This is a genomic window from Pedobacter rhodius (assembly GCF_027213645.1).
GTDB lineage: Bacteria > Bacteroidota > Bacteroidia > Sphingobacteriales > Sphingobacteriaceae > Pedobacter > Pedobacter rhodius.
The window spans coordinates 257,251-277,481 of record NZ_JAPWGL010000003.1 but is presented as its reverse complement, the minus strand read 5'-3'; the positions used below and the strand labels follow the sequence as shown (position 1 = coordinate 277,481).

Genomic DNA, 20,231 nt, shown 5'->3' with positions numbered 1-20,231 from the left:
ATTATTAAAAACTCCTTTTATACTGTTTTAACTGCGCTTTAGATTGAAATGGTCGTCAACCTGATCCGATAGCTATCGATTCCTGCCTGCCGCAGGCAAGGTATTTCAGGGGCTTCATGCCAGAAAGATAATGAAATGAATGGCTTAATCTTCATGAATGCCAATAAAAGTATTATCACCTGAAAAACTCAGCACGACGATGAGACTAAGTTAGGTGCTTATAAAATGTGATTTTCAATAAGAAATTATCGAATTCAGGTTATTAAGCTTGAACTTAAATGTTGACAAGGTCATATATAACTCAACTAATTTAGTCAAAAAAAAAAACGCTCCGGTTTCCCGAAGCGCTTACCTGTATTTTCAAATTTGCTTCTACCAATAAATGCTGTAAAGGGCAACCAGCAGACCTAAAATCAGCAAGGCGCCGACAGCAAAACTTGTTGAAGTTTTGAACATTTTAGTGTCTATTTCCAAACCTTTAGGATTTACGCCATTTTTATTTTCTGTTAAACTAATAATTAACATGCCAATAATACAGAACAGAAATACAAAGCCCATCCGGTCTAAGAAAGGTATTTCGTAAATCCCTGCTGCATTTTTAATTGAAAAGCCCATTCCCGATAGCCAGGAAAGATCAGTCATTCCCGGCAGAAACTTTAAAAGAAGTGATAACCCAAAACCGCCAACGGTTGCAAAAAGCGCTGCATTTGAAGTTGTCCTCTTCCAAAAGAAACCTAAAATAAACATGGCAAAAATACCAGGGGAAACAAAACCGGTATATTCCTGAATATATTGAAAACCGCCTTTTTTATCGATACCTAAATGCGGTGCAATTAAAACGCCCAGTATCATTGCAACAACAACCGCAACCTTACCGGTTGAAACGAGATTTTTTTCTGAAGCATCTGTTTTAAGCACTTTCTTGTAAATATCCAGTGTAAAAATTGTGGCAATACTATTTGCTTTACCCGCTAACGAGGCAACTACAGCAGCGGTTAAGGCTGCAAATGATAGCCCTTTTAAACCTGCCGGCAATAAGTTTAACAATACCGGATAAGCTCTATCCGGATTTACTGAACCATCCTGAAGCATTTCGGCTTGAAAAGCGCCATCCTTGTAAAGTACGTATGCAGCAATACCAGGTAATACCACGATAATGGGCATCAGTAATTTTAAAAATGCAGCGAATAATATACCGCTTCTGGCGGTTTTTAAATCAGCACCTAAGGCCCGCTGGGTGATGTATTGATTACAGCCCCAATAATTTAAGTTTACAATCCACATACCCCCTACAAGAACACTGAGGCCCGGCAAGTCGATATAATTTTCATTCTCTGGTTTCAAAATCATATGGAAATGTTCTGAAGCTTTAGAAGTCATCAGGTGATAACCTTCGAAAATACCTTTAGTTCCGTAGTGATCTGAAACTAGGTTTAAGGCCAGATAGGTCGTCGCAAGTCCGCCTAAAATCAGGAAAAACACTTGAATAACATCGGTATAACCAATAACTTTCATTCCGCCTAGAGTAATCACAATGGCAAATATGGCAATGGCGTACATACAGAATTCTAAACTAAAGCCCGAAATACTGCTTACTGCTAAAGCACCCAAATAAAGAATTGATGTTAGATTTACCACAACATAAAGCAATAACCAAAATACCGCCATTATCATTGCAACCGTTCCGTTATAGCGTTGATGCAGAAACTGTGGCATGGTTGAAATCTTGTTTTTCAGGTAAACCGGAATAAAAAATACCGCTACAACAATTAACGTTGCTGCGGCCATCCATTCGTAGGTTGCAATGGCCAGCCCCATTTTAAAGCCAGAACCACTCATGCCGATAAACTGCTCTGCAGAAATGTTGGATGCAATTAATGATGCGCCAATTGCCCACCAGGTTAAAGAACCTTCAGCCAGGAAATAATCCTGAGAGCCTGTAGACAAAGATTTTTTCTTGTTGTAAATGTACAGGCCGTAAGCCGCAACGATGACGAAATAGATTAAGAAAACGATATAATCTTTCGTATCCAGTAAGTTATTTTTCATTAATTATCCAGATTATTTGGTTTAGAGGGTTAAATGTAATAAATCAAAAAATAAAATTGGGTTTTATAACAAAATTAATATGTTAAAAAAAAATCGTATTTGCTTGACAATCTGAATTTATACTTTTGCATTCTTGATAATATACAACAAACATGGAGGAAATAACCTGGAATGACTTTGAAAAAGTAGAATTGCGTGTTGGAACAATACTGGAAGTTTTTGATTTTCCGGAAGCCAGGAAACCAGCTTATAAATTAAGGGTAGATTTTGGTGCGTTCGGAATTAAAACAAGCAGTGCGCAAATTACAAAATACTATACAAAAGAAGATTTACCAGGCAGGCAGATTATTGGGGTCGTTAACTTCCCAAAAAAGCAAATAGGTAAGTTTATGTCTGAGTTTTTGGTAACGGGTTTTGCAGATGAAAATGGCGATATCGTTTTAACCTCGCTAAGCTCAAAAGTTCCTAACGGAAGTAAAATGATATAAGTTATCTTTGAACCATGAGTTTTTATAATTTCGAAACCAACGATCCGGAGGCAGAAGACATTCATTACATGAAGCTTGCCCTGGCAGAGGCGCAAAAAGCTATAGCTGAAGATGAAATCCCGATTGGAGCCATAGTTGTTTCAAAGAACAGAATTATCGGAAGAGGTTATAATTTGACCGAACGCTTTAATGATGTTACCGCACACGCAGAAATGCAGGCTTTTACATCAGCCAGCCAAACCATTGGCGGCAAATACCTGACAGATTGTACCCTATATGTAACTATCGAACCATGTGTAATGTGTGCAGGTGCAAGTTACTGGACACAAATAAGTCGGATTGTTTATGGTGCACGTGAGGAAAAACGAGGTTTTCTATCTAAAGGGACAAATTTGCTCCACCCAAAAACACAATTGAAAGGTGGTGTTATGGCCGAAGAATGTGCATCTCTCATGAAGAGCTTCTTCGCAAAAAAAAGATAAAAGATTGCTTAGTCATACTTTTTAGCAATAATTAATCTGTAAATCTGTGGCTAAATACTAACGCCTTGGTCTTTGTCTCACAGACCGAAACTGATACTTAATCATTTAGCATCTTTTTGACAAATATAATATCCTGAAATACTTCGCCCGCGGCGTGCAGTATTCCAGACAAGCACTAATAAAAACCATTTGATGATAATAACATGAACAAAACTTAACCTTCGAATGTTATATTTGCTTCAAGAAACATTTTTTAAACTTTAAACATATAAATATTATGGCTTTTGAATTACCTGCGTTACATTACGCAACCGATGCATTAGAACCGCATATTGATAAAACAACCATGGAAATACACCATGATAAACATCATCAGGCTTATGTTACCAACTTAAATAAAGCATTAGAAGGTAAGCCTGAGGCGACTTCAAGCATTGAGGATATTGTTAAAAATATTTCAAAATTCCCTGCTGCTGTTCGAAATAATGGTGGCGGACACTATAACCACTCCTTATTCTGGAATATTTTAGGTCCGAATAAGGGTGGTGAGCCAAGCGGTGATTTAGCTAAAGCAATTACAGCTGCTTTTGGTTCATTTGCCGACCTGAAAACTAAAATGCAGGAAGCCGGTGCTACCCGTTTTGGTTCTGGCTGGGCCTGGTTATCTGTTGGTGCTGATAAAAAACTTCAGGTTTCTTCTACGCCGAATCAAGATAATCCTTTAATGGACATCGCTGAAGTAAAAGGTACGCCGATTTTAGGTATTGATGTTTGGGAGCATGCTTATTACTTGAAATATCAAAATAAACGTCCTGATTATTTAGCTGCAATCTGGAATGTTATAAACTGGGATGCTGTTGCTGAGCTTTATAAAAAAGCGTTGTAAGCTGACATATATAAAATTCAGAAAGCCTGCAAACACAATTTGCAGGCTTTCTTATTAATTGATACCTTCGCATATAATATTCGTCGACATGAAAAAGGTTATTTTTTTATTTTTATTGATAATTGGTATTGGAACGTTAGCTAATGCACAGCAAAAGGCACCAACGCCAACGGAGATTGCGAAGAAAAATGTAGATGATTTAGATAAAAAACTAAAGCTTAACGAGACCCAGAAAAGCATTATTTACAGCTTAACTTATAATCAGGCAAAAGAGCAATCTGATTTGATTAAAAAGCAACAAGCCGGAAATACTAGAGAAGAAGATGTCGACAAGTTTTATAAACTTCAAAATGAAACCTCCAAGAGTATCCGTAACGTCTTAAAAGGTGAACAACAAGCTCAATATGATAAAATTATTGAAGATCGTTTGAGCGGAAAAGCCAATAAAAAGAAGAAAAAAGGTGAGGAAGAAGTGGAAGGCGATATAAGCGGACTTTTATTAAAGCCTGAAAAAGTAAACTAGGCGTTAAATAAAAAATGCCGGAAATACTTATTGGTTCTGTTGTACTTTGCCTGTTATTATCACCACAACTTCTGGCAGGTTTCCTGGCTAAAAGAACAGGCAGAAATTTCTGGTTCTGGTTCCTGATATCATTTCTGATTCCTGTAATTTCTTTAATTATTTTGATCTTTTTAGAAGATAAAAATCCCAGAACAGAAAGTTATGCCTTAGCCGATCATGTTGATAAAGGATAAAAGAATTAAATGTGCTTAGGATTAATTTCTGCTAAATACCAATTACATCCTTTTTCTTTTTTTGCTTCATCGCTTTTGGAATAATCTCTAAAATTTCATCTTTTAAGGCACTTAGCATTCTTTTTTTGATGAAGTTTTTATGGGTAACCAAACTAATTTCCCGAACAGGTTCCGGTGATTTAAAATGCCTTATTTTATTTGTTTGTTTTGTGTTTAATTCAGCTATTGCAAGTTCCGGAAGCAAAGTTGCACCACCGTTTAAGTCAACCATTCTTACTAAAGTTTCAACGCTCCCGGTATTGTATTCAAGTCCCTGCAATCTATTGTTTTTCGTGGAGCGGCAAATATTTAAAACCTGGTTTCGCATACAATGGCCTTCATTCAAAAGCCAGATATTTTCGTCATTTAAATCTTCAGCATCAACGGCCTTCTTTTTGTAAAGCTTACTGTTTTTACTAATATAACTTACAAAATTTTCATAATAAAGTGGTATTTCAGTCAGGTTAGTATCTGTTAACGGTGTTGCTAAAATGCCACAATCTAATACCCCTGTTTTTAAATGATGAATAATATCTTCAGTTGTATATTCCCAGATGATTAATTTTAACTCCGGATACTTTTCTAACATTGCAGAAATTACTTCAGGCAGTAAATATGGTGCAACGGTTGGTATTACTCCAATACGTAATTCACCTAAAACATTTTGCTGCTGACTACTGATTAATTCTTTGACTTTACTGCTTTCCTGCAGAACAATTCTGGCTTGAGCTATGATTTGAGCGCCAATTTCGGTCGGACTAACGGGCTGTCGGCTTCTGTCAAATATTTTTACACTCAATAGTTCTTCAAGCTTTTGCACCTGCATACTTAAAGTTGGTTGCGTAACAAAACACTTTTCTGCGGCGGTTACGAAACTTCTGTACGTATCTACGGCAACAATGTATTCCAGCTGAACTAAAGTCATATAGTTAAAATTGATTAATATTATCAAATATATAAATTATAGCTATTATTTTTTATTGTAATGTTTTAACTTATTTTAAATTTAATGTTACGTCTTGTTTTTAAGCTGAAAGCAAAAATTTTAAATCAATAAATTGTTAAGACCAGAATGTAACTAATCCATTTATCTTTTTTGGCAACGATTGCATAGATTTCTCTTCTGTTTTACAGTTAAACACCGTACACTTGCTTATAGTAACAACCAGATATCGTTTAATTGCGCAAAATATGAATCTTTTAAAGTAAATTCTATCCCGCCTTTATAAGGTTAATAAATAGCACAGGAATAATTATACTTGTGTATTATCTGTGTGCAGAACATAATTAAGTCTTTTAGATAACCAACAACTTAATTGGTCATTGCTTGTAGCTCAATGGCCATAATTTCAATACAATGATTTTAAACAAAGAGAATTTAAAGAACATCAGCGGGGAAAAAGTAAATGTACCTGCAGCAGAACTTTTAGAATTGCCCGAAAGAATAATTCAATTTGGTACCGGTGTTTTGCTTCGCGGCTTACCCGATTATTTTATCGATAAAGCAAATAGGGAAGGAATTTTTAATGGCCGTATTTTAGTCGTTAAATCAACTTCAAGAGGTGGCGCAGATGCTTTTTTTAAGCAGGATAATCTTTATACGCTTTGTGTAAAAGGCATCGAAAATGGTGAAAATTTTGAAGAAAATATAATTAACTCATCGATAAGCCGTGTTTTAGCTGCTTCGGAGGATTGGGCAGAAATAGTAAAGGCCGCACACAACCCGGATATGCAGACCGTAATTTCGAATACAACAGAAGTCGGAATTGTGTTAAGCGAAGATAAAATAACGGATAACCCGCCACAATCCTATCCGGGAAAATTACTTGCCTTTTTGCATGAGCGCTATAAAGCCTTTAACGGTTCTGCAGAAAGCGGAATGGTCATCGTACCAACTGAATTAATCAGCGACAATGCCGATAAATTAAAGGACATTTTATTAAAACTCTCTGTTCAAAATAAATTAAGCTGGGATTTTGAGCAATGGCTTAAAACGGCTAATCATTTTTGTAAAACCTTGGTTGATAGAATTGTTCCGGGAAAACTTCCTGCAGATGCGCAAGAAGCTATCGAAAGTCAGCTTGGTTATACCGATGAGTTAATGATTATGGCCGAACCTTTCCGGCTTTGGGCCATAGAATCATCGAATGAGCGGGTAAAAGAAATCTTATCTTTTGAAAAAGCAGATAAAGGAATTTTTATTGTTCCGTCTATTGACAAATTTAAAGAGTTAAAGCTGCGCTTACTTAATGGAACACATACATTAAGTTGTGGTTTGGCCATATTATCAGGGTTTAATACGGTAAAGGAAGCAATGGCGGATAAAGCTTTTGCCGGTTATGTTTCTAACTTAATGCGAAATGAAATTGCGCATTCATTAGGGAATGATGATATCAGTTATCAGGATGCTGTTGATTTTGCCTCGAGCGTAACAGACCGTTTCAGCAATCCTTTTTTGGAACATCAATGGCAGGCGATTACGCTGAATTTCACGTCAAAAATGCAAATGCGTAATATGCCTTTAATCAGAAAGTATTACAGCCTGAAGAATGAAGTTCCGCCGTTTATTGCATTAGGCTTTGCGGCTTATATCATCTTTATGAACACAACAAAAGACGGCGCAAATTATATGGCCAGCGTAAATGGAAAAACTTACCCGATTCAGGATGAATTTGCCGGAATTTTATATGAATACTGGCAAAATCCTGAAACCGCAATCGACAATATTTTAGGCGACAGGCGTTTATGGGATAAAAACCTGAATAATTACCCGGGCTTTAACGCGGCAATAAAAAATTATGTTGAGTTACTGCAAAATGCAGGTACAAAAAAAACATTAGCTAACTTGCAGGCAGAAAGAACAATTTAAAGATGGTTACAAGAATTTTAAAAATTCACCCGAATGACAACGTGTTGGTTGCCTTACAAGATTTAGCTAAAGGCGAAACAGTTATCTACGACGGGCACGAATACACTTTGCAAGACGACATTCATGCAAAGCACAAATTTTTTATGCAGGATATGAATCCCGGCGACCCGATAATGATGTATGGTGTTTTGGTGGGGAAAGCACAGCATTTTATATTAAAGGGCGCGTTAATGCATACCGAAAATACTAAACACGCTTCAGAACCTTTTGAATTTCGCCCTTATCAATACGAGTGGCATGCCCCTGATGTGGCGAAGTTTGAAGGTAGAACCTTTAACGGATATATCCGGAGTGATGGCCGGGTAGGAACGGCGAATTACTGGTTATTTATACCAACAGTGTTTTGCGAAAACCGCAATTTAGATGTAATTCGTGAAGCGTTACACAATGAATTAGGTTACGCCGTAACTGATAAATACAAGTCTTACACGCATCAATTGGTTGATGCCTATAAAAATGGCGAAAACCTGGAGGAAGCCGATACCAGTTCAATTGCGCAAGCCAATCCGGTAACAAACCGCATCTTTAAAAATGTGGACGGCATTAAATTCTTAAACCATCAGGGTGGCTGTGGGGGTACTCGTCAGGATGCGGCCGTTTTAAGCAAATTATTAGCCGCTTATGCCGACCATCCAAATGTTGCCGGTATTACTGTTTTAAGTTTAGGCTGCCAGAATCTACAGGTTCAGGATTTCATAGATGATTTAAAACAACGTAGTCCCCATTTCGATAAGCCCTTATTTATTTTTGAACAGCAGCAATCGCAAAGCGAAGAACAGCTGGTTAAGGAAGCCATTAGAAAAACTTTCATTGGCTTAACCGAAATCAATAAAATAGAACGCCAGCCCGCGCCATTAAGTAAATTGGTTTTAGGTGTAAAATGTGGCGGAAGCGATGGCTTTAGTGGCATCAGTGCTAACCCTGCGGTTGGCTATACTTCCGATTTATTAGTTGCTTTAGGCGGAACGGTTTTACTGGCTGAATTCCCTGAACTTTGTGGTGCGGAACAACAATTAATCGATCGTACGAAAGATGAAACTGCCGCCCGTAAATTTATTCAGCTCATGACATCTTACAACCAACAGGCAGAAAATGTTGGTTCAGGTTTTTTTATGAATCCTTCACCAGGAAACATTAAAGATGGCTTAATCACCGATGCAATTAAAAGTACAGGTGCCGCAAAAAAAGGAGGTACATCGCCGGTTGAAGATGTTTTAGACTATACAGAACCGGCAACCAAACCTGGTTTAAATTTGGTTTGTACACCAGGTAATGATGTTGAAGCCACGACAGGGAAAGCAGCCTCAGGTGCAACTTTAATTTTGTTTACGACAGGCTTGGGTACACCAACAGGAAACCCGGTTTGCCCGACAATTAAGGTATCTACAAATAATGCGCTTACAAAACGTATGGGTGATATTATCGATATCAATTGTGGTCCCGTTATAGAAGGTTTAAAAACCATAGAGCAGATGGGTGAGGATATTTTGGAATATTGTATTAAAGCAGCAAGCGGAGAAGTAATTCCCAAAGCAGTTTTGTTAAACCAGGATGATTTTATTCCTTGGAAACGCGGGGTAAGTTTGTAGCCAACCCGCAATGACGATAAAATATGAGTCTCACAGACCATTATAATTAACAGAGCAAAGACGATTGAGTATAAAATATTATGGCAACTGTCTTAAATACAACACCCCTTAAATGAAACCTTTTTTAGACGAAAATTTCCTCCTGGAAACTAAAACAGCGCAAAAGCTTTACCATGATTTTGCGAAGTTGATGCCAATTATCGATTACCACAATCACCTGATTCCGGAGCAAATTGCAAATAATGTGCAATTCTCAAACATCAGTCAGGTTTGGCTTTCCGGTGATCATTACAAATGGCGGGCAATGCGTGCGAATGGTGTTGATGAAAAATTTATAACCGGTAACGCTTCGGATTACGAGAAATTTGAAAAGTGGGCCGAAACCGTACCATACACACTTCGTAATCCGTTATACCACTGGACGCATTTAGAGCTGCAAAGATATTTCGGAATCAGCGAGTTGCTTTCCGGCAAATCCGCTCAAAAAATTTACGATGAATGTTCTTCAAAGCTTCAAACTCCGGCATATTCAGTTCGGGGTTTATTGGCTAAAATGAATGTTGAAGCCGTTTGTACTACAGATGATCCTTTGGATAGTTTAAACTTCCATCAACAATTGGCCGGGGAAGGCGTAAGCCTTAAAATGTTGCCTGCATTCCGCCCGGATAAAGCAATGAACAGCGATGATATTGATGGATTAAACGACTATATTGATAAACTGGAAGCTGTTGCCAACAAAACAATCAGCAGTTTTCAGGATTACCTCGACGCTTTAAAAAGTCGCCACGATTATTTTGCAGCAAACGGCTGTTCCGTATCTGATCATGGTTTGGAACAAATTTATGCTGAAGATTATACCGATGCTGAAATTAATTCAATATTCGAGAAAATCAGAAATAAAGCAGGCATCTCTTATCACGAAAACTTACAGTTTAAATCGGCAATGTTAATCTGCTTTGCAGAATGGGATCATGAGAAAAGTTGGGTTCAACAATATCATTTAGGTGCTTTGCGGAATAACAATGCCCGTATGTTGAGGCAATTAGGTCCTGATACAGGCTGGGATTCTATTGGCGATTTTAGCCAGGCCAGAATGCTTTCCAAATTCTTAAACCGCTTAGATAATCAGGATAAACTGGCAAAAACGATTATCTATAACCTGAATCCTGCTGATAATGAATTAATCGCAACCATGATTGGAAATTTTAACGACGGTTCAGTTGCCGGTAAAGTACAGTTTGGTTCAGCCTGGTGGTTTTTAGACCAGAAAGATGGTATGATAAAACAGTTGAATGCCTTATCAAATATGGGCCTTTTAAGTCGTTTGGTTGGCATGCTTACCGATTCAAGAAGTTTTCTTTCCTTCCCTCGTCATGAGTATTTCAGAAGAATAGTTTGCAACCTTTTCGGTAATGATGTGGAGAACGGGGAATTACCTGACGACCTGGAATGGATTGGCAAAATAATACAGGATATTTCGTATTTTAACGCAAAAAACTACTTTAAATTCTAATTCCTCGGTTTGTGTCTTCACAGAACGAAATATAAAGAAAAGATAATGGCCTGTGAAGACACAGACCAGGGTAACAATAGCTTAACCGGCTAACCTGATATAAATGAGTAAACAGATATTTCTATCTCCTCAGTCTGTGTACCCACAGAATGAAATACAAAGGAAAAGATAATGATCTGTATCCTCACTGACCAAAAAAACAAAGAAAGTAATGGGACATATAACGGAATTACAGTCTTATAACTAAACACAATAAATGAGTAATCCAATTTCATCTACATTTAAAAAAAGAAAAAAAGTTTTAAGCTTTGGCGAAATTCTGCTGCGCATTTGTCCGGACATGGATGGCCAATGGTTACAAGAAAATAAGTTGCCCTTTTATGTTGGTGGGGCTGAATTAAATGTTGCAACTGCTTTGGCGCTTTGGGATGTGCCTTCTTCCTATTTATCAGCCATGCCGCAAAATTCGGTTACCGAAGAAATTGCCGGTTACCTGAATAAAAAAAATGTAGATACCAGCTCAATGGTTTACGGAGGTGATCGCTTGGGTTTATACTATCTGCCAAAAGGTAAAGATTTAAAAAATGCAGGTGTTATTTACGACAGGGCGAACTCATCTTATGCGGATTTAAAAGTTGGCCAGATAGACTGGGATGAAATTTTTGAAGGTGTAAGCTGGTTTCATTTCAGCGCCATTTGCCCGGCAATTAATCAGTCTGTTGCCAATGTTTGCCTGGAAGCATTAAAAGTAGCGAGTTCAAAAAACATCACCATTTCTTTAGATTTAAACTACCGTGCAAAACTCTGGAAATATGGTAAAGATCCGATAGAAATTTTACCTGAACTTGCTGAATACTGCACCTTGATTATGGGCAATGTTTGGGCGGCAAATAAAATGCTCGGTACAGCACTTCACGATGATTTAAAACCGGCAGAGGGCTACACAAAAGAAACCTTACTGCAGCAGGCTGCTGATACCTCCAAAGAAATATTAAGTTTGTTTAGCGCCTGTAAGGCCGTAGCAAACACCTTCAGATTCGACAATGGAAAAGGCATTAAATATTACACTACGCTTTACACAAATACACATTTAACTGTTTCTCCGGAATATATTTCAGAAGAGATTCTAGATAAAGTAGGTAGTGGTGATTGCTTTATGGCGGGTTTAATTTATGGTTTTTATAATAATTTTACTGAAGAAGAAACCTTAAACTTTGCCACCGCAGCAGCCTATGATAAATTATACATTCCCAGCGATGCAACAACAAGTACAGTTACCGATATAGAAAAAAGAATAATCAGATGATAAGCAATAAGCATAAAATTTTAGACGCGATTTTAGATCAGGGCATGTTGCCTCTTTTTTACCAGGATAGCGAGAAAGGAAGTGTGGAAATACTTCGTACTTTATATAAAGCTGGTGTTCGTGTTTTTGAGTATACGAACAGAGGTAAATCTGCATTGCCAAACTTCAGGAAGTTAAAAGAAGTTCGCGATGCTGAAATGCCGGATTTATACTTAGGTATCGGTACCATAAAAACACCTGCCGATGCGCATGCATTTATCGAAGCCGGAACCGATTTTATTGTTGCACCAATCGTAAACCCTGCTGTTGCAGAAATTGCAAATAAAATCGGCATGCTCTGGATTCCGGGCTGTATGACGCCGACTGAAATTAGCATCGCGCAAGAACATAAAGCAATGTTGATTAAAATTTTTCCGGCAAATATTTTGGGCCCTGAATTTATTTCATCAATTAAAGATTTGTTCGCCGGACAATTATTTATGCCAACAGGTGGTGTAGAAATTAATTCTGACAACCTTAAAAACTGGTTTAAATCGGGTGTTTGTGCGGTTGGTATGGGTAGTAAATTAATCAGCAAAGAAGTAATGAGCAAAGGCCTGTATGATGAACTTTTAGATAACACCAAACGAGCGCTTGATTTGATTCAGCAGAGTAAATAAAAGAAAAGCAACCTAACCAAATGAACCAACCAAAAATAGGCAAATACAGGTGGACGATATGTGCACTCTTGTTTTTTGCAACTACAGTTAATTATTTAGACCGCCAGGTATTGAGCTTACTTTCAGGTAAGCTTGAAACGGAATTCGGCTGGACAAACAGCGACTATGCCAATATTACTGCCGCATTTCAATTTGTTTACGCCATTTCCATGTTATTTGCAGGAAGGATTATCGATAAACTGGGCACTAAATGGGGTTACGCAATTGCAATTATTATATGGTCGTTAGGTGCCATCTTGCATGCGAAGGCCATTCCGCTTGGAGGCGCAATTTCATCGCTCTTAGCTCTAATTGGCATTACAGGTCTGTCTGTTTCCGTTTTGGGCTTTATTGTTTCACGAGCGGTTTTGGGCTTTGGGGAGTCCGGTAATTTTCCTGCAGCGATTAAGGCTACTGCAGAATATTTCCCTAAAAAAGAACGGTCTTTCGCAACAGGAATTTTTAATTCCGGCGCAAATGTGGGCGCCATATTAGCACCTGCAACTGTGCCGTATATTGCTAAAGCCTGGGGCTGGGAAAGCGCATTTATGATCATCGGAGCCATTGGCTTCCTATGGTTAATATTCTGGTTCATTTTCTATGAAAAACCAGAGCAGCAAAAACGTTTATCCAAGGCTGAACTGGAATATATTTTACTCGATCCGGATCAAAAAGCTATTATTCCATCAGAATCTGAAGTAGAGGCTAAAAAAGTTTCCTGGATTAAGCTGCTCGGTTATAAGCAAACCTGGGCATTTACTTTTGGTAAGTTTATGACGGATGGTGTATGGTGGTTTTTCCTATTCTGGCTGCCGTCTTACCTTAAAGCACAATATGGAATGGAAGGAACCTCCATTTCCTTCCCATTGCTGATTTTATATAGCATGACAATGATCGGTAGTATTGGTGGAGGCTGGTTTCCTGCCTATTTTCTTAAAAAGGGTTATAATGCATATGAAGGACGGATGAAGGCTATGCTGGTTATAGCTTTGTTTCCATTGGTTATTTTATTGGCACAACCTTTTGGCCACTATACGTATTGGATTCCAGTAGTCTTAATCGGAATAGGTGCATCTGCACATCAGGCATGGTCGGCTAATATTTTTACGACGGTATCAGATATGTTTCCTAAAAAAGCCATAGGCTCCATTATCGGAATTGGTGGTATGGCAGGCGGTATTGGTGGTGTTATTGTATCAAAGGTTGGTGGTGCTTTGTTCGATCACTACAAAACACTCGGGCACATCCAAACCGGTTACACCATAATGTTTGCTTTTTGCGCGGTTGCCTATATTATTGCATGGACGATTATGAAAACATTGGTTCCAAAAATGAAGATCATTGAACTTTAAAATTTATTGAAGGATTTGCTTTAACGTTCTTCAATTATTTAAACCAAAATCTATACTTAAACTATGGAGTAACAATATTTATAAACCCTAAAACAAACCAAATTGAGCACAACTTTAAATCTCGAAAGTATTTTCGTTGATGAAAGCCAGATTCCGGAGGAATTCAGGCTCAAGGAAGAAATCAATCAAAAAGAATTTCTTTCTAACGGCGAAATGAAAACCTGGACCGGTCCTTTTAATGAAGTATTTTCCCCGGTATGTGTAAAAACTGCCGATGGACTAAAGCGAAAACGCATCGGAAGTTTTCCTGTTTGTACAGAGAAAGAATCTACCGAAGCGTTAGATGCAGCAGTTGCTGCCTATGATAATGGTCGCGGACAATGGCCAACCATGAGTGTGGCCGATCGCATTACCTGCGTGGAAAATTTCACGCATAAAATGATTGAGCAAAAAGATATCGTTGCAAAATTAATTATGTGGGAAATTGGTAAATCTTATGCCGACTCGGTAAAGGAATTTGACCGTACTGTAGAATACATCTATGCAACAATTGATGCATTAAAAGATATCGACAGGCAATCATCCCGCTTCGAAATTGAGCAGGGAATTGTTGCCCAGGTTCGTCGTTCACCGCTTGGCGTAGTGCTTTGTATGGGGCCTTTTAACTATCCCCTGAACGAAACTTTTACAACGCTTATCCCGGCCTTAATTATGGGGAATACACTTTTATTTAAACCACCTAAGCACGGAACTTTATTGCATTATCCATTACTTGAAGCCTTCCGCTCCAGCTTTCCGAAAGGCGTTGTAAATACGATTTACGGCCGCGGAAATACGATTGTTCCGGGATTAATGAAATCAGGGAAAATTAATGTATTAACCTTAATCGGCTCAAGTAAGGTGGCTAACGAACTTAAGAAGCTGCATCCTAAGGTAAATCGTTTGCGGGCAATTTTAGGTTTGGATGCAAAAAATGCGGCCATTATAACAAAAGATGCTGATTTGAATTTGGCCGTTTCTGAAACTGTTTTAGGCTCACTTTCTTTTAATGGCCAGCGTTGTACGGCAATTAAAATTGTTTATGTGCATCGCAGTTTGGCGCAGGAATTTTTAAAACGTTTATCTGCTGAAGTGGAAAAATTAAAATTCGGTATGCCATGGGAAAAAGGCGTTGCATTAACACCGCTTCCCGAATTGAATAAACCAGAATATTTAAAGGAATGTATTGATGATGCGATTGCTCATGGCGCTAAAGTGGTTAACAAAAACGGCGGACAAACATTGGAAACATTCGTTTATCCGGCAATTATGTATCCGGTAAACGCCAATATGAAATTGTATCGCGAAGAACAATTCGGCCCGGTTATTCCGGTCGTTCCGTTTGATGATCTGGAAGAACCTATTGAGTATTTAATCGGTTCGCCACACGGCCAGCAGGTAAGTATTTTCAGTAACAATGCTGCAGTAATATCTTCATTAATTGACCCTTTGGTAAACCAGGTTAGTCGTGTAAATATTAACTGCCAATGCCAGCGTGGTCCGGATGTTTTCCCTTTTACAGGAAGAAAAGATAGTGCCGAAGGAACACTTTCTGTTGTTGATGCGTTACGTTCTTTTTCTATTCGCTCTTTAGTCGCTACCAAACTTACGGATAGCAATAAGAAATTATTAAACGAGATTGTGAGTGGCGATGATTCGAATTTCCTCAGCACAAAGTATATTTTTTAGCCATAGTAGATTAATACATTAAGTTTAGCTTTGACAGCTTTTTGGTTATAACCGCATAAAAGTTGTCAAAGCTTTTTTTGTAATGTAGATGTCGAAATCTGCCAATCTTTGGCTGGCTTTTTAGGAGCCGTTTATCTATACACACGCTTTCAACAATCTTAAAAAGATATTTTTTGTAACTTGGTAGCAAGTTCATGAAATGAGATTTGAAACGTCAACCATAAAAGATATTGCTAAAGCCCTGGGGCTTTCTACCTCTACAGTTTCCAGAGCCCTGAGAGATCGGTACGAAATTAGTGATGAAACAAAGAAGCTCGTTTTAGCCTATGCAGAAAAGGTAAATTATCGCCCTAATCCTATTGCCCGCAGTTTAAAAGAACGTAGAAGCTATTCCATCGGCATTATTGTAAGCGAAATTGCCAACAACTTTTTTTCACAGGTCATAAATGGGATTGAATCTATTGCTTACGCAAAAGATTACCATGTTATTATTTCTCAAAGCCATGAATCACATAAGCAGGAAAAGCTTAACGTTGAGCACCTGGCCTCTCGTTCTATTGATGGTTTACTGATTGCGCTTTCCTCGGAAACACAGGATGTCGATTATTTAAGAGCTTTGTATGCAAAGGGCTTACCAATTGTTTTTTTTGATAGAGTCCCCGATAATTTCGACACACATAAAGTTATAGCAAATAATTTCAAAGGCTCTTTTGATGCAACCGAGCACCTTATTTTATCGGGAAAAAGAACAATTGCAAACCTTACCAGCTCACAAAATTTATCGACTACAAAGGAAAGACTGGAAGGCTATAAAGCGGCATTAGCGAAACACCATATTGATTTTAATCCACAATTGGTAAAGTTTTGCCAGCACGGCGGCATGCATAGTGATGAGCTGGAGCAAGCTGTTAAAGCGCTGCTACCCTTAAACCCGGATGGAATTTTTATATCAGCCGATAGGCTTACAACAGGTTTTATCATGGCTTTAAAAAAGACCAATCCCGAAATTGTAAATAAGATTGCCATCGCCGGCTTTACAAACTCAAACCTCGTTGAACTTTTCAGTCCGTCGTTAACCTCCGTAAAGCAACCTGCTTTCGAAATTGGGCAGGTGGCAACCGAATTACTTATTTCTATGATTGAGGCAAAAAGGCCTGTCACGGAATTCGAAACAAGGGTTTTGGATACGCAGTTAGTGACCATGCAGGAAATTTAAAAATCGTTTTCTTAATTGTCGAAAAAGCCAGGCTGAAATTATCAAATCTCCATACTAAAACTAATTATTACCTTTGCGCCATGGTCGATATCATATTAAAAAAGGGCAAAGAAAAAGCAGCATTACAAAGGCACCCATGGGTATTTTCAGGTGCTTTGGAAAAAATTAAGGGAAAACCGGAAGATGGTGATGTTGTAAAAGTATTTGCTTTTGATAATGAATTTCTGGCATACGGCTATTTTAATAGCAATTCTCGCGTTGCTGTTCGCCTTTTAGAATGGGATGAAACGCAAATTATTGATAAAAACTGGTATCAAAATCGTTTAAAACAAGCGATTGCCTCACGTCAGTTCATTTTATCGGAAGAAACCAATACATGCCGTTTGGTTTTTTCTGAAGCCGATTTTTTACCCGGCTTAATTGTAGATAAATACGCTGATTTTTTATCACTCCAAATATTAAGTTCCGGGATTGAGAAAGTAAAAACGGATATCGTAGAAGGTTTAAGAACAGAATTAAACCCGAAGGGGATATTCGATAAAAGCGATGCTACAGCTCGTGGACATGAAGGCTTACCTATTGAAAACGGCTTGCTTTGGGGTGAAAATCCGCCAGAGTTTTTAGAAGTTAAAGAAAACGGAATTGCCTACAATATTAACATCGCCGAAGGACAAAAATCAGGGTTTTATTGCGACCAACGCGATAACCGAAAAATTCTGGCCAGCTATACAAAAGGTAAAAACGTTTTAGATTGCTTCAGTTATAGTGGCGGTTTCAGTTTAAATAGTTTGGCCAACGGCGCCGCAAGTATTACCAGTGTAGATAGTTCGGCATTAGCGGTAGACACTTTAAAGCAGAATGTTGAGCTTAACAATTTTGATGTTGCTAAAGTAACCGCAATACAGTCTGATGTGAACAAGCAGTTGCGGGCTTTTAAAGAATCAGGAGAATTGTTTGATGTGATCGTTTTAGACCCGCCAAAATACGCCCCGTCACGTTCGGCTTTAGACAGAGCCGCAAGAGCGTATAAAGACTTAAACCGTTTAGGTATGCTGCTGCTGGAAAAAGGCGGTTTGCTTGCTACATTCTCTTGTTCAGGCGCGGTTGATATTGAAACCTTTAAACAAATTATTGCCTGGGCCGCACTTGATGCCGGTAAAGAAGTTCAGGTAATCAAACAATTCTGCCAGCCCGAAGATCACCCGGTGAGGATTTCCTTTTCCGAAGGGGAGTATTTGAAAGGTTTATTGTTGAGGGTTTTGTAAAAAGTCCATTAGCACGGAAATACGAATTCACAGAAAAAAAACTTCCTGTTAATCCGTGCTTCCGTGGCAAGCCAAATCTTTAAACCTTTTGCGAATTTTCAAGGTTTTCATATTCACCCTTCCAGGCGTAAAAGCCGAAAATCATTAAGCCTAAACTAATCGGGAAGAAGATAAAAAGGATAATCGCCCATTGCAACAGGGTATTTGTTCTTTCCACCTCTGTATGTGCCAAACTAACTTTATCTATCGCCTGGATAAATAAAAAAGTCATTGCAACCGGGCCTAAAATCATCCAGACTAAACCTAAAAATTTCTTTAACGCATTCATATTTTAATCGTTAATATTTTCATCTCTTTTGTTTGATAAATAAACCGTTCCGATAACCAGACTCAGCGCAGCTATCCCTATCGGATACCAAAGCCCGGATAGCGGTGTAGATCCTGAAAAACTTGCAATTAATGTTGCAATAAATGGGACTAAACCACCAAATACGCCATTGCCGATATGATAAGGTAAGGACATTGATGTATAGCGGATTTTTGTTGGAAAAAGCTCAACCAGAAAAGCGGCAATTGGGCCGTAAACCATCGTGACTAATAAAATCTGAAAAAACACCAGGCCTACAAATTTCCAGAAAATTGATTGAGGTAAAATTTTGCTTTTTAATACATCATTTCCATGCAAAAAGACTTTAGACAGCGAAACGGTATCGGTAGTTACTTTAGTATATCCGGAGCCGTCTTTAAACGAAAATTTCGTTTCTACTATTCTTAAGGTATCGTTTGTGTTCGGAATTGGAGTAAGTATGGCTGAACCCTGTAGCTTTGAAACCAAGTCGTTTTTAGCAAACTTTTCCTCACTCGTATCATTTAAAAAGGTTTGATAAATAGGCCGATAAAAGATTATTCCTAAGAGCATTCCTGTAAGCATAATCCATTTGCGACCAACTTTATCGCTCCAGGCACCGAAGACAACAAAAAACGGTGTTGCAAAAGCAATGCCCCAGAGTAAAATGTAACGGGAGTCATTAAAATCGAGTTTGCAGGTGTTTTCTAAAAAAGATTGCGCGTAAAACTGACCGGTATACCAGATTACGCCTTGCCCCATTGTTGCACCAAATAATGCTAACAAAACCATTTTAAAATTAGCCTTATTGTTAAAACTTTCTTTTAACGGGTTTTTAGATACTTTTCCTTCCGACTTCAGTTTAGAAAACAGCGGTGATTCGTGCATTTTCATTCGGATGTAAATGGAAACCCCAACCAAAACGATGGAAAGTAAGAAAGGGATTCGCCAACCCCAATCGCCAAAAGTTTCGGCGCCTAAAATGTTTTTCGTAATTACAATTATCCCAAGGGAAAGAAATAAACCAAGTGTTGCTGTCGTTTGAATCCAGCTGGTAAAAAAGCCCCGTCTGTTTTTTGGCGCATGTTCAGCAACATAAGTTGCTGCACCGCCATATTCGCCACCAAGTGCTAATCCCTGTATCAATCGTAAAATTAAAACTAAAATGGGCGCGGCATAACCGATAGTTTTATAAGACGGAATTAAACCGATTAAAAAAGTAGAACCACCCATTAAAACCAGCGTTAATAAAAAGGTATATTTTCTTCCGATTAAATCGCCAAGCCTGCCAAAAACTAAAGCCCCAAAAGGGCGAACAATAAAACCTGCGGCAAAAATGGCCAGTGTATTTATAAGCGCTGAAGCACCTGCGTCTTCAGGAAATAACTGATGACCGATAATTACGGCTAAACTTCCGAAAATGTAGAAATCGTACCATTCTATCAGCGTGCCTAAAGACGAGGCACCGATAACTTTAAAAATATTATGCTGCGGTAATGTTTCATTCATAAGGATAGGCTATTTGGCTTTCTAAGATAAACATTTAAGCAACAAAACGATAACTGCTGGTCATGCAAATTTAATTTCTA

General features: G+C 38.2%; 18 protein-coding genes. 14 read left to right on the top strand and 4 right to left on the bottom strand.

Features of this window, described 5'->3' with window-relative positions; translation table 11 throughout:
- Positions 1–372 precede the first annotated feature (372 nt).
- The gene (locus tag O0931_RS11270) at positions 373–2,049 is read right to left on the bottom strand and encodes a sodium/sugar symporter (protein WP_269415682.1); all 1,677 of its coding nucleotides are present in this window, start codon (positions 2,047–2,049) and stop codon (positions 373–375) included.
- Between the two features lie 152 nt (positions 2,050–2,201).
- Here O0931_RS11270 and O0931_RS11265 point away from each other — a divergent pair, with 152 nt between their 5' ends.
- From O0931_RS11265 to O0931_RS11245, 5 genes are all read left to right on the top strand, one after another.
- Complete coding sequence (locus O0931_RS11265; RefSeq protein ID WP_269415681.1) at positions 2,202–2,537, top strand: tRNA-binding protein; 336 nt, start codon at positions 2,202–2,204, stop codon at positions 2,535–2,537.
- 14 nt (positions 2,538–2,551) lie between these two features.
- Entirely contained in the window at positions 2,552–3,019 is a 468-nt protein-coding gene (locus tag O0931_RS11260; protein WP_269415680.1) for a nucleoside deaminase, read from the top strand.
- Positions 3,020–3,296: 277 nt separating this feature from the next.
- Complete coding sequence (locus O0931_RS11255; protein WP_269415679.1) at positions 3,297–3,905, top strand: superoxide dismutase; 609 nt, start codon at positions 3,297–3,299, stop codon at positions 3,903–3,905.
- 88 nt (positions 3,906–3,993) lie between these two features.
- Positions 3,994–4,428 carry a hypothetical protein gene (locus O0931_RS11250; protein WP_269415677.1) on the top strand — a complete coding sequence of 145 codons (435 nt, stop codon included), beginning with the start codon at positions 3,994–3,996 and terminating at the stop codon, positions 4,426–4,428.
- Positions 4,429–4,442: 14 nt separating this feature from the next.
- Positions 4,443–4,661, top strand: a complete 219-nt coding sequence (locus O0931_RS11245; protein ID WP_269415676.1) for a hypothetical protein — start codon at positions 4,443–4,445, stop codon at positions 4,659–4,661.
- Positions 4,662–4,692: 31 nt separating this feature from the next.
- On the opposite strand, the gene O0931_RS11240 is transcribed toward O0931_RS11245, so the two are convergent.
- Complete coding sequence (locus tag O0931_RS11240) at positions 4,693–5,625, bottom strand: hydrogen peroxide-inducible genes activator (protein WP_269415675.1); 933 nt, start codon at positions 5,623–5,625, stop codon at positions 4,693–4,695.
- A 432-nt stretch (positions 5,626–6,057) separates the two neighbouring features.
- Between O0931_RS11240 and O0931_RS11235 the strand changes: the two genes are divergently transcribed.
- From O0931_RS11235 to O0931_RS11195, 9 genes are all read left to right on the top strand, one after another.
- Complete coding sequence (locus tag O0931_RS11235) at positions 6,058–7,569, top strand: tagaturonate reductase (RefSeq protein WP_269415674.1); 1,512 nt, start codon at positions 6,058–6,060, stop codon at positions 7,567–7,569.
- Positions 7,570–7,571: 2 nt separating this feature from the next.
- Positions 7,572–9,218, top strand: a complete 1,647-nt coding sequence (locus O0931_RS11230) for a UxaA family hydrolase (RefSeq protein ID WP_269415673.1) — start codon at positions 7,572–7,574, stop codon at positions 9,216–9,218.
- 112 nt (positions 9,219–9,330) lie between these two features.
- Complete coding sequence (gene uxaC / locus O0931_RS11225) at positions 9,331–10,731, top strand: glucuronate isomerase (protein ID WP_269415672.1); 1,401 nt, start codon at positions 9,331–9,333, stop codon at positions 10,729–10,731.
- Between the two features lie 256 nt (positions 10,732–10,987).
- A complete protein-coding gene (locus O0931_RS11220; RefSeq protein ID WP_269415671.1) occupies positions 10,988–12,037 on the top strand; it encodes a sugar kinase in 1,050 nt (349 codons plus the stop codon).
- Positions 12,034–12,696, top strand: a complete 663-nt coding sequence (locus tag O0931_RS11215) for a bifunctional 4-hydroxy-2-oxoglutarate aldolase/2-dehydro-3-deoxy-phosphogluconate aldolase (protein ID WP_269415670.1) — start codon at positions 12,034–12,036, stop codon at positions 12,694–12,696. Before O0931_RS11220 ends, O0931_RS11215 begins: the two co-directional genes overlap by 4 nt.
- A 20-nt stretch (positions 12,697–12,716) precedes the next feature.
- Positions 12,717–14,087 (top strand): MFS transporter, encoded by a 1,371-nt coding sequence (locus tag O0931_RS11210; protein WP_269415669.1) that lies wholly within the window; start codon positions 12,717–12,719, stop codon positions 14,085–14,087.
- 102 nt (positions 14,088–14,189) lie between these two features.
- The gene (locus O0931_RS11205; protein ID WP_269415668.1) at positions 14,190–15,815 is read left to right on the top strand and encodes an NADP-dependent glyceraldehyde-3-phosphate dehydrogenase; all 1,626 of its coding nucleotides are present in this window, start codon (positions 14,190–14,192) and stop codon (positions 15,813–15,815) included.
- Positions 15,816–16,014: 199 nt separating this feature from the next.
- The gene (locus O0931_RS11200) at positions 16,015–17,031 is read left to right on the top strand and encodes a LacI family DNA-binding transcriptional regulator (protein ID WP_269415667.1); all 1,017 of its coding nucleotides are present in this window, start codon (positions 16,015–16,017) and stop codon (positions 17,029–17,031) included.
- A gap of 80 nt (positions 17,032–17,111) precedes the next feature.
- Complete coding sequence (locus O0931_RS11195) at positions 17,112–18,296, top strand: class I SAM-dependent rRNA methyltransferase (RefSeq protein ID WP_269415666.1); 1,185 nt, start codon at positions 17,112–17,114, stop codon at positions 18,294–18,296.
- Positions 18,297–18,375: 79 nt separating this feature from the next.
- Here the strand turns inward: O0931_RS11195 and O0931_RS11190 are convergent, their stop codons facing one another.
- Together O0931_RS11190 and O0931_RS11185 are read right to left on the bottom strand one after the other, a co-directional pair.
- Positions 18,376–18,624, bottom strand: coding sequence for a DUF6814 family protein (locus tag O0931_RS11190; protein WP_269415665.1), 249 nt, complete (start codon positions 18,622–18,624; stop codon positions 18,376–18,378).
- A 3-nt stretch (positions 18,625–18,627) separates the two neighbouring features.
- On the bottom strand, positions 18,628–20,151 hold the full coding sequence (locus tag O0931_RS11185) for an MFS transporter (RefSeq protein WP_269415664.1): 1,524 nt from the start codon (positions 20,149–20,151) through the stop codon (positions 18,628–18,630).
- Between the last annotated feature and the right edge of the window lie 80 nt (positions 20,152–20,231).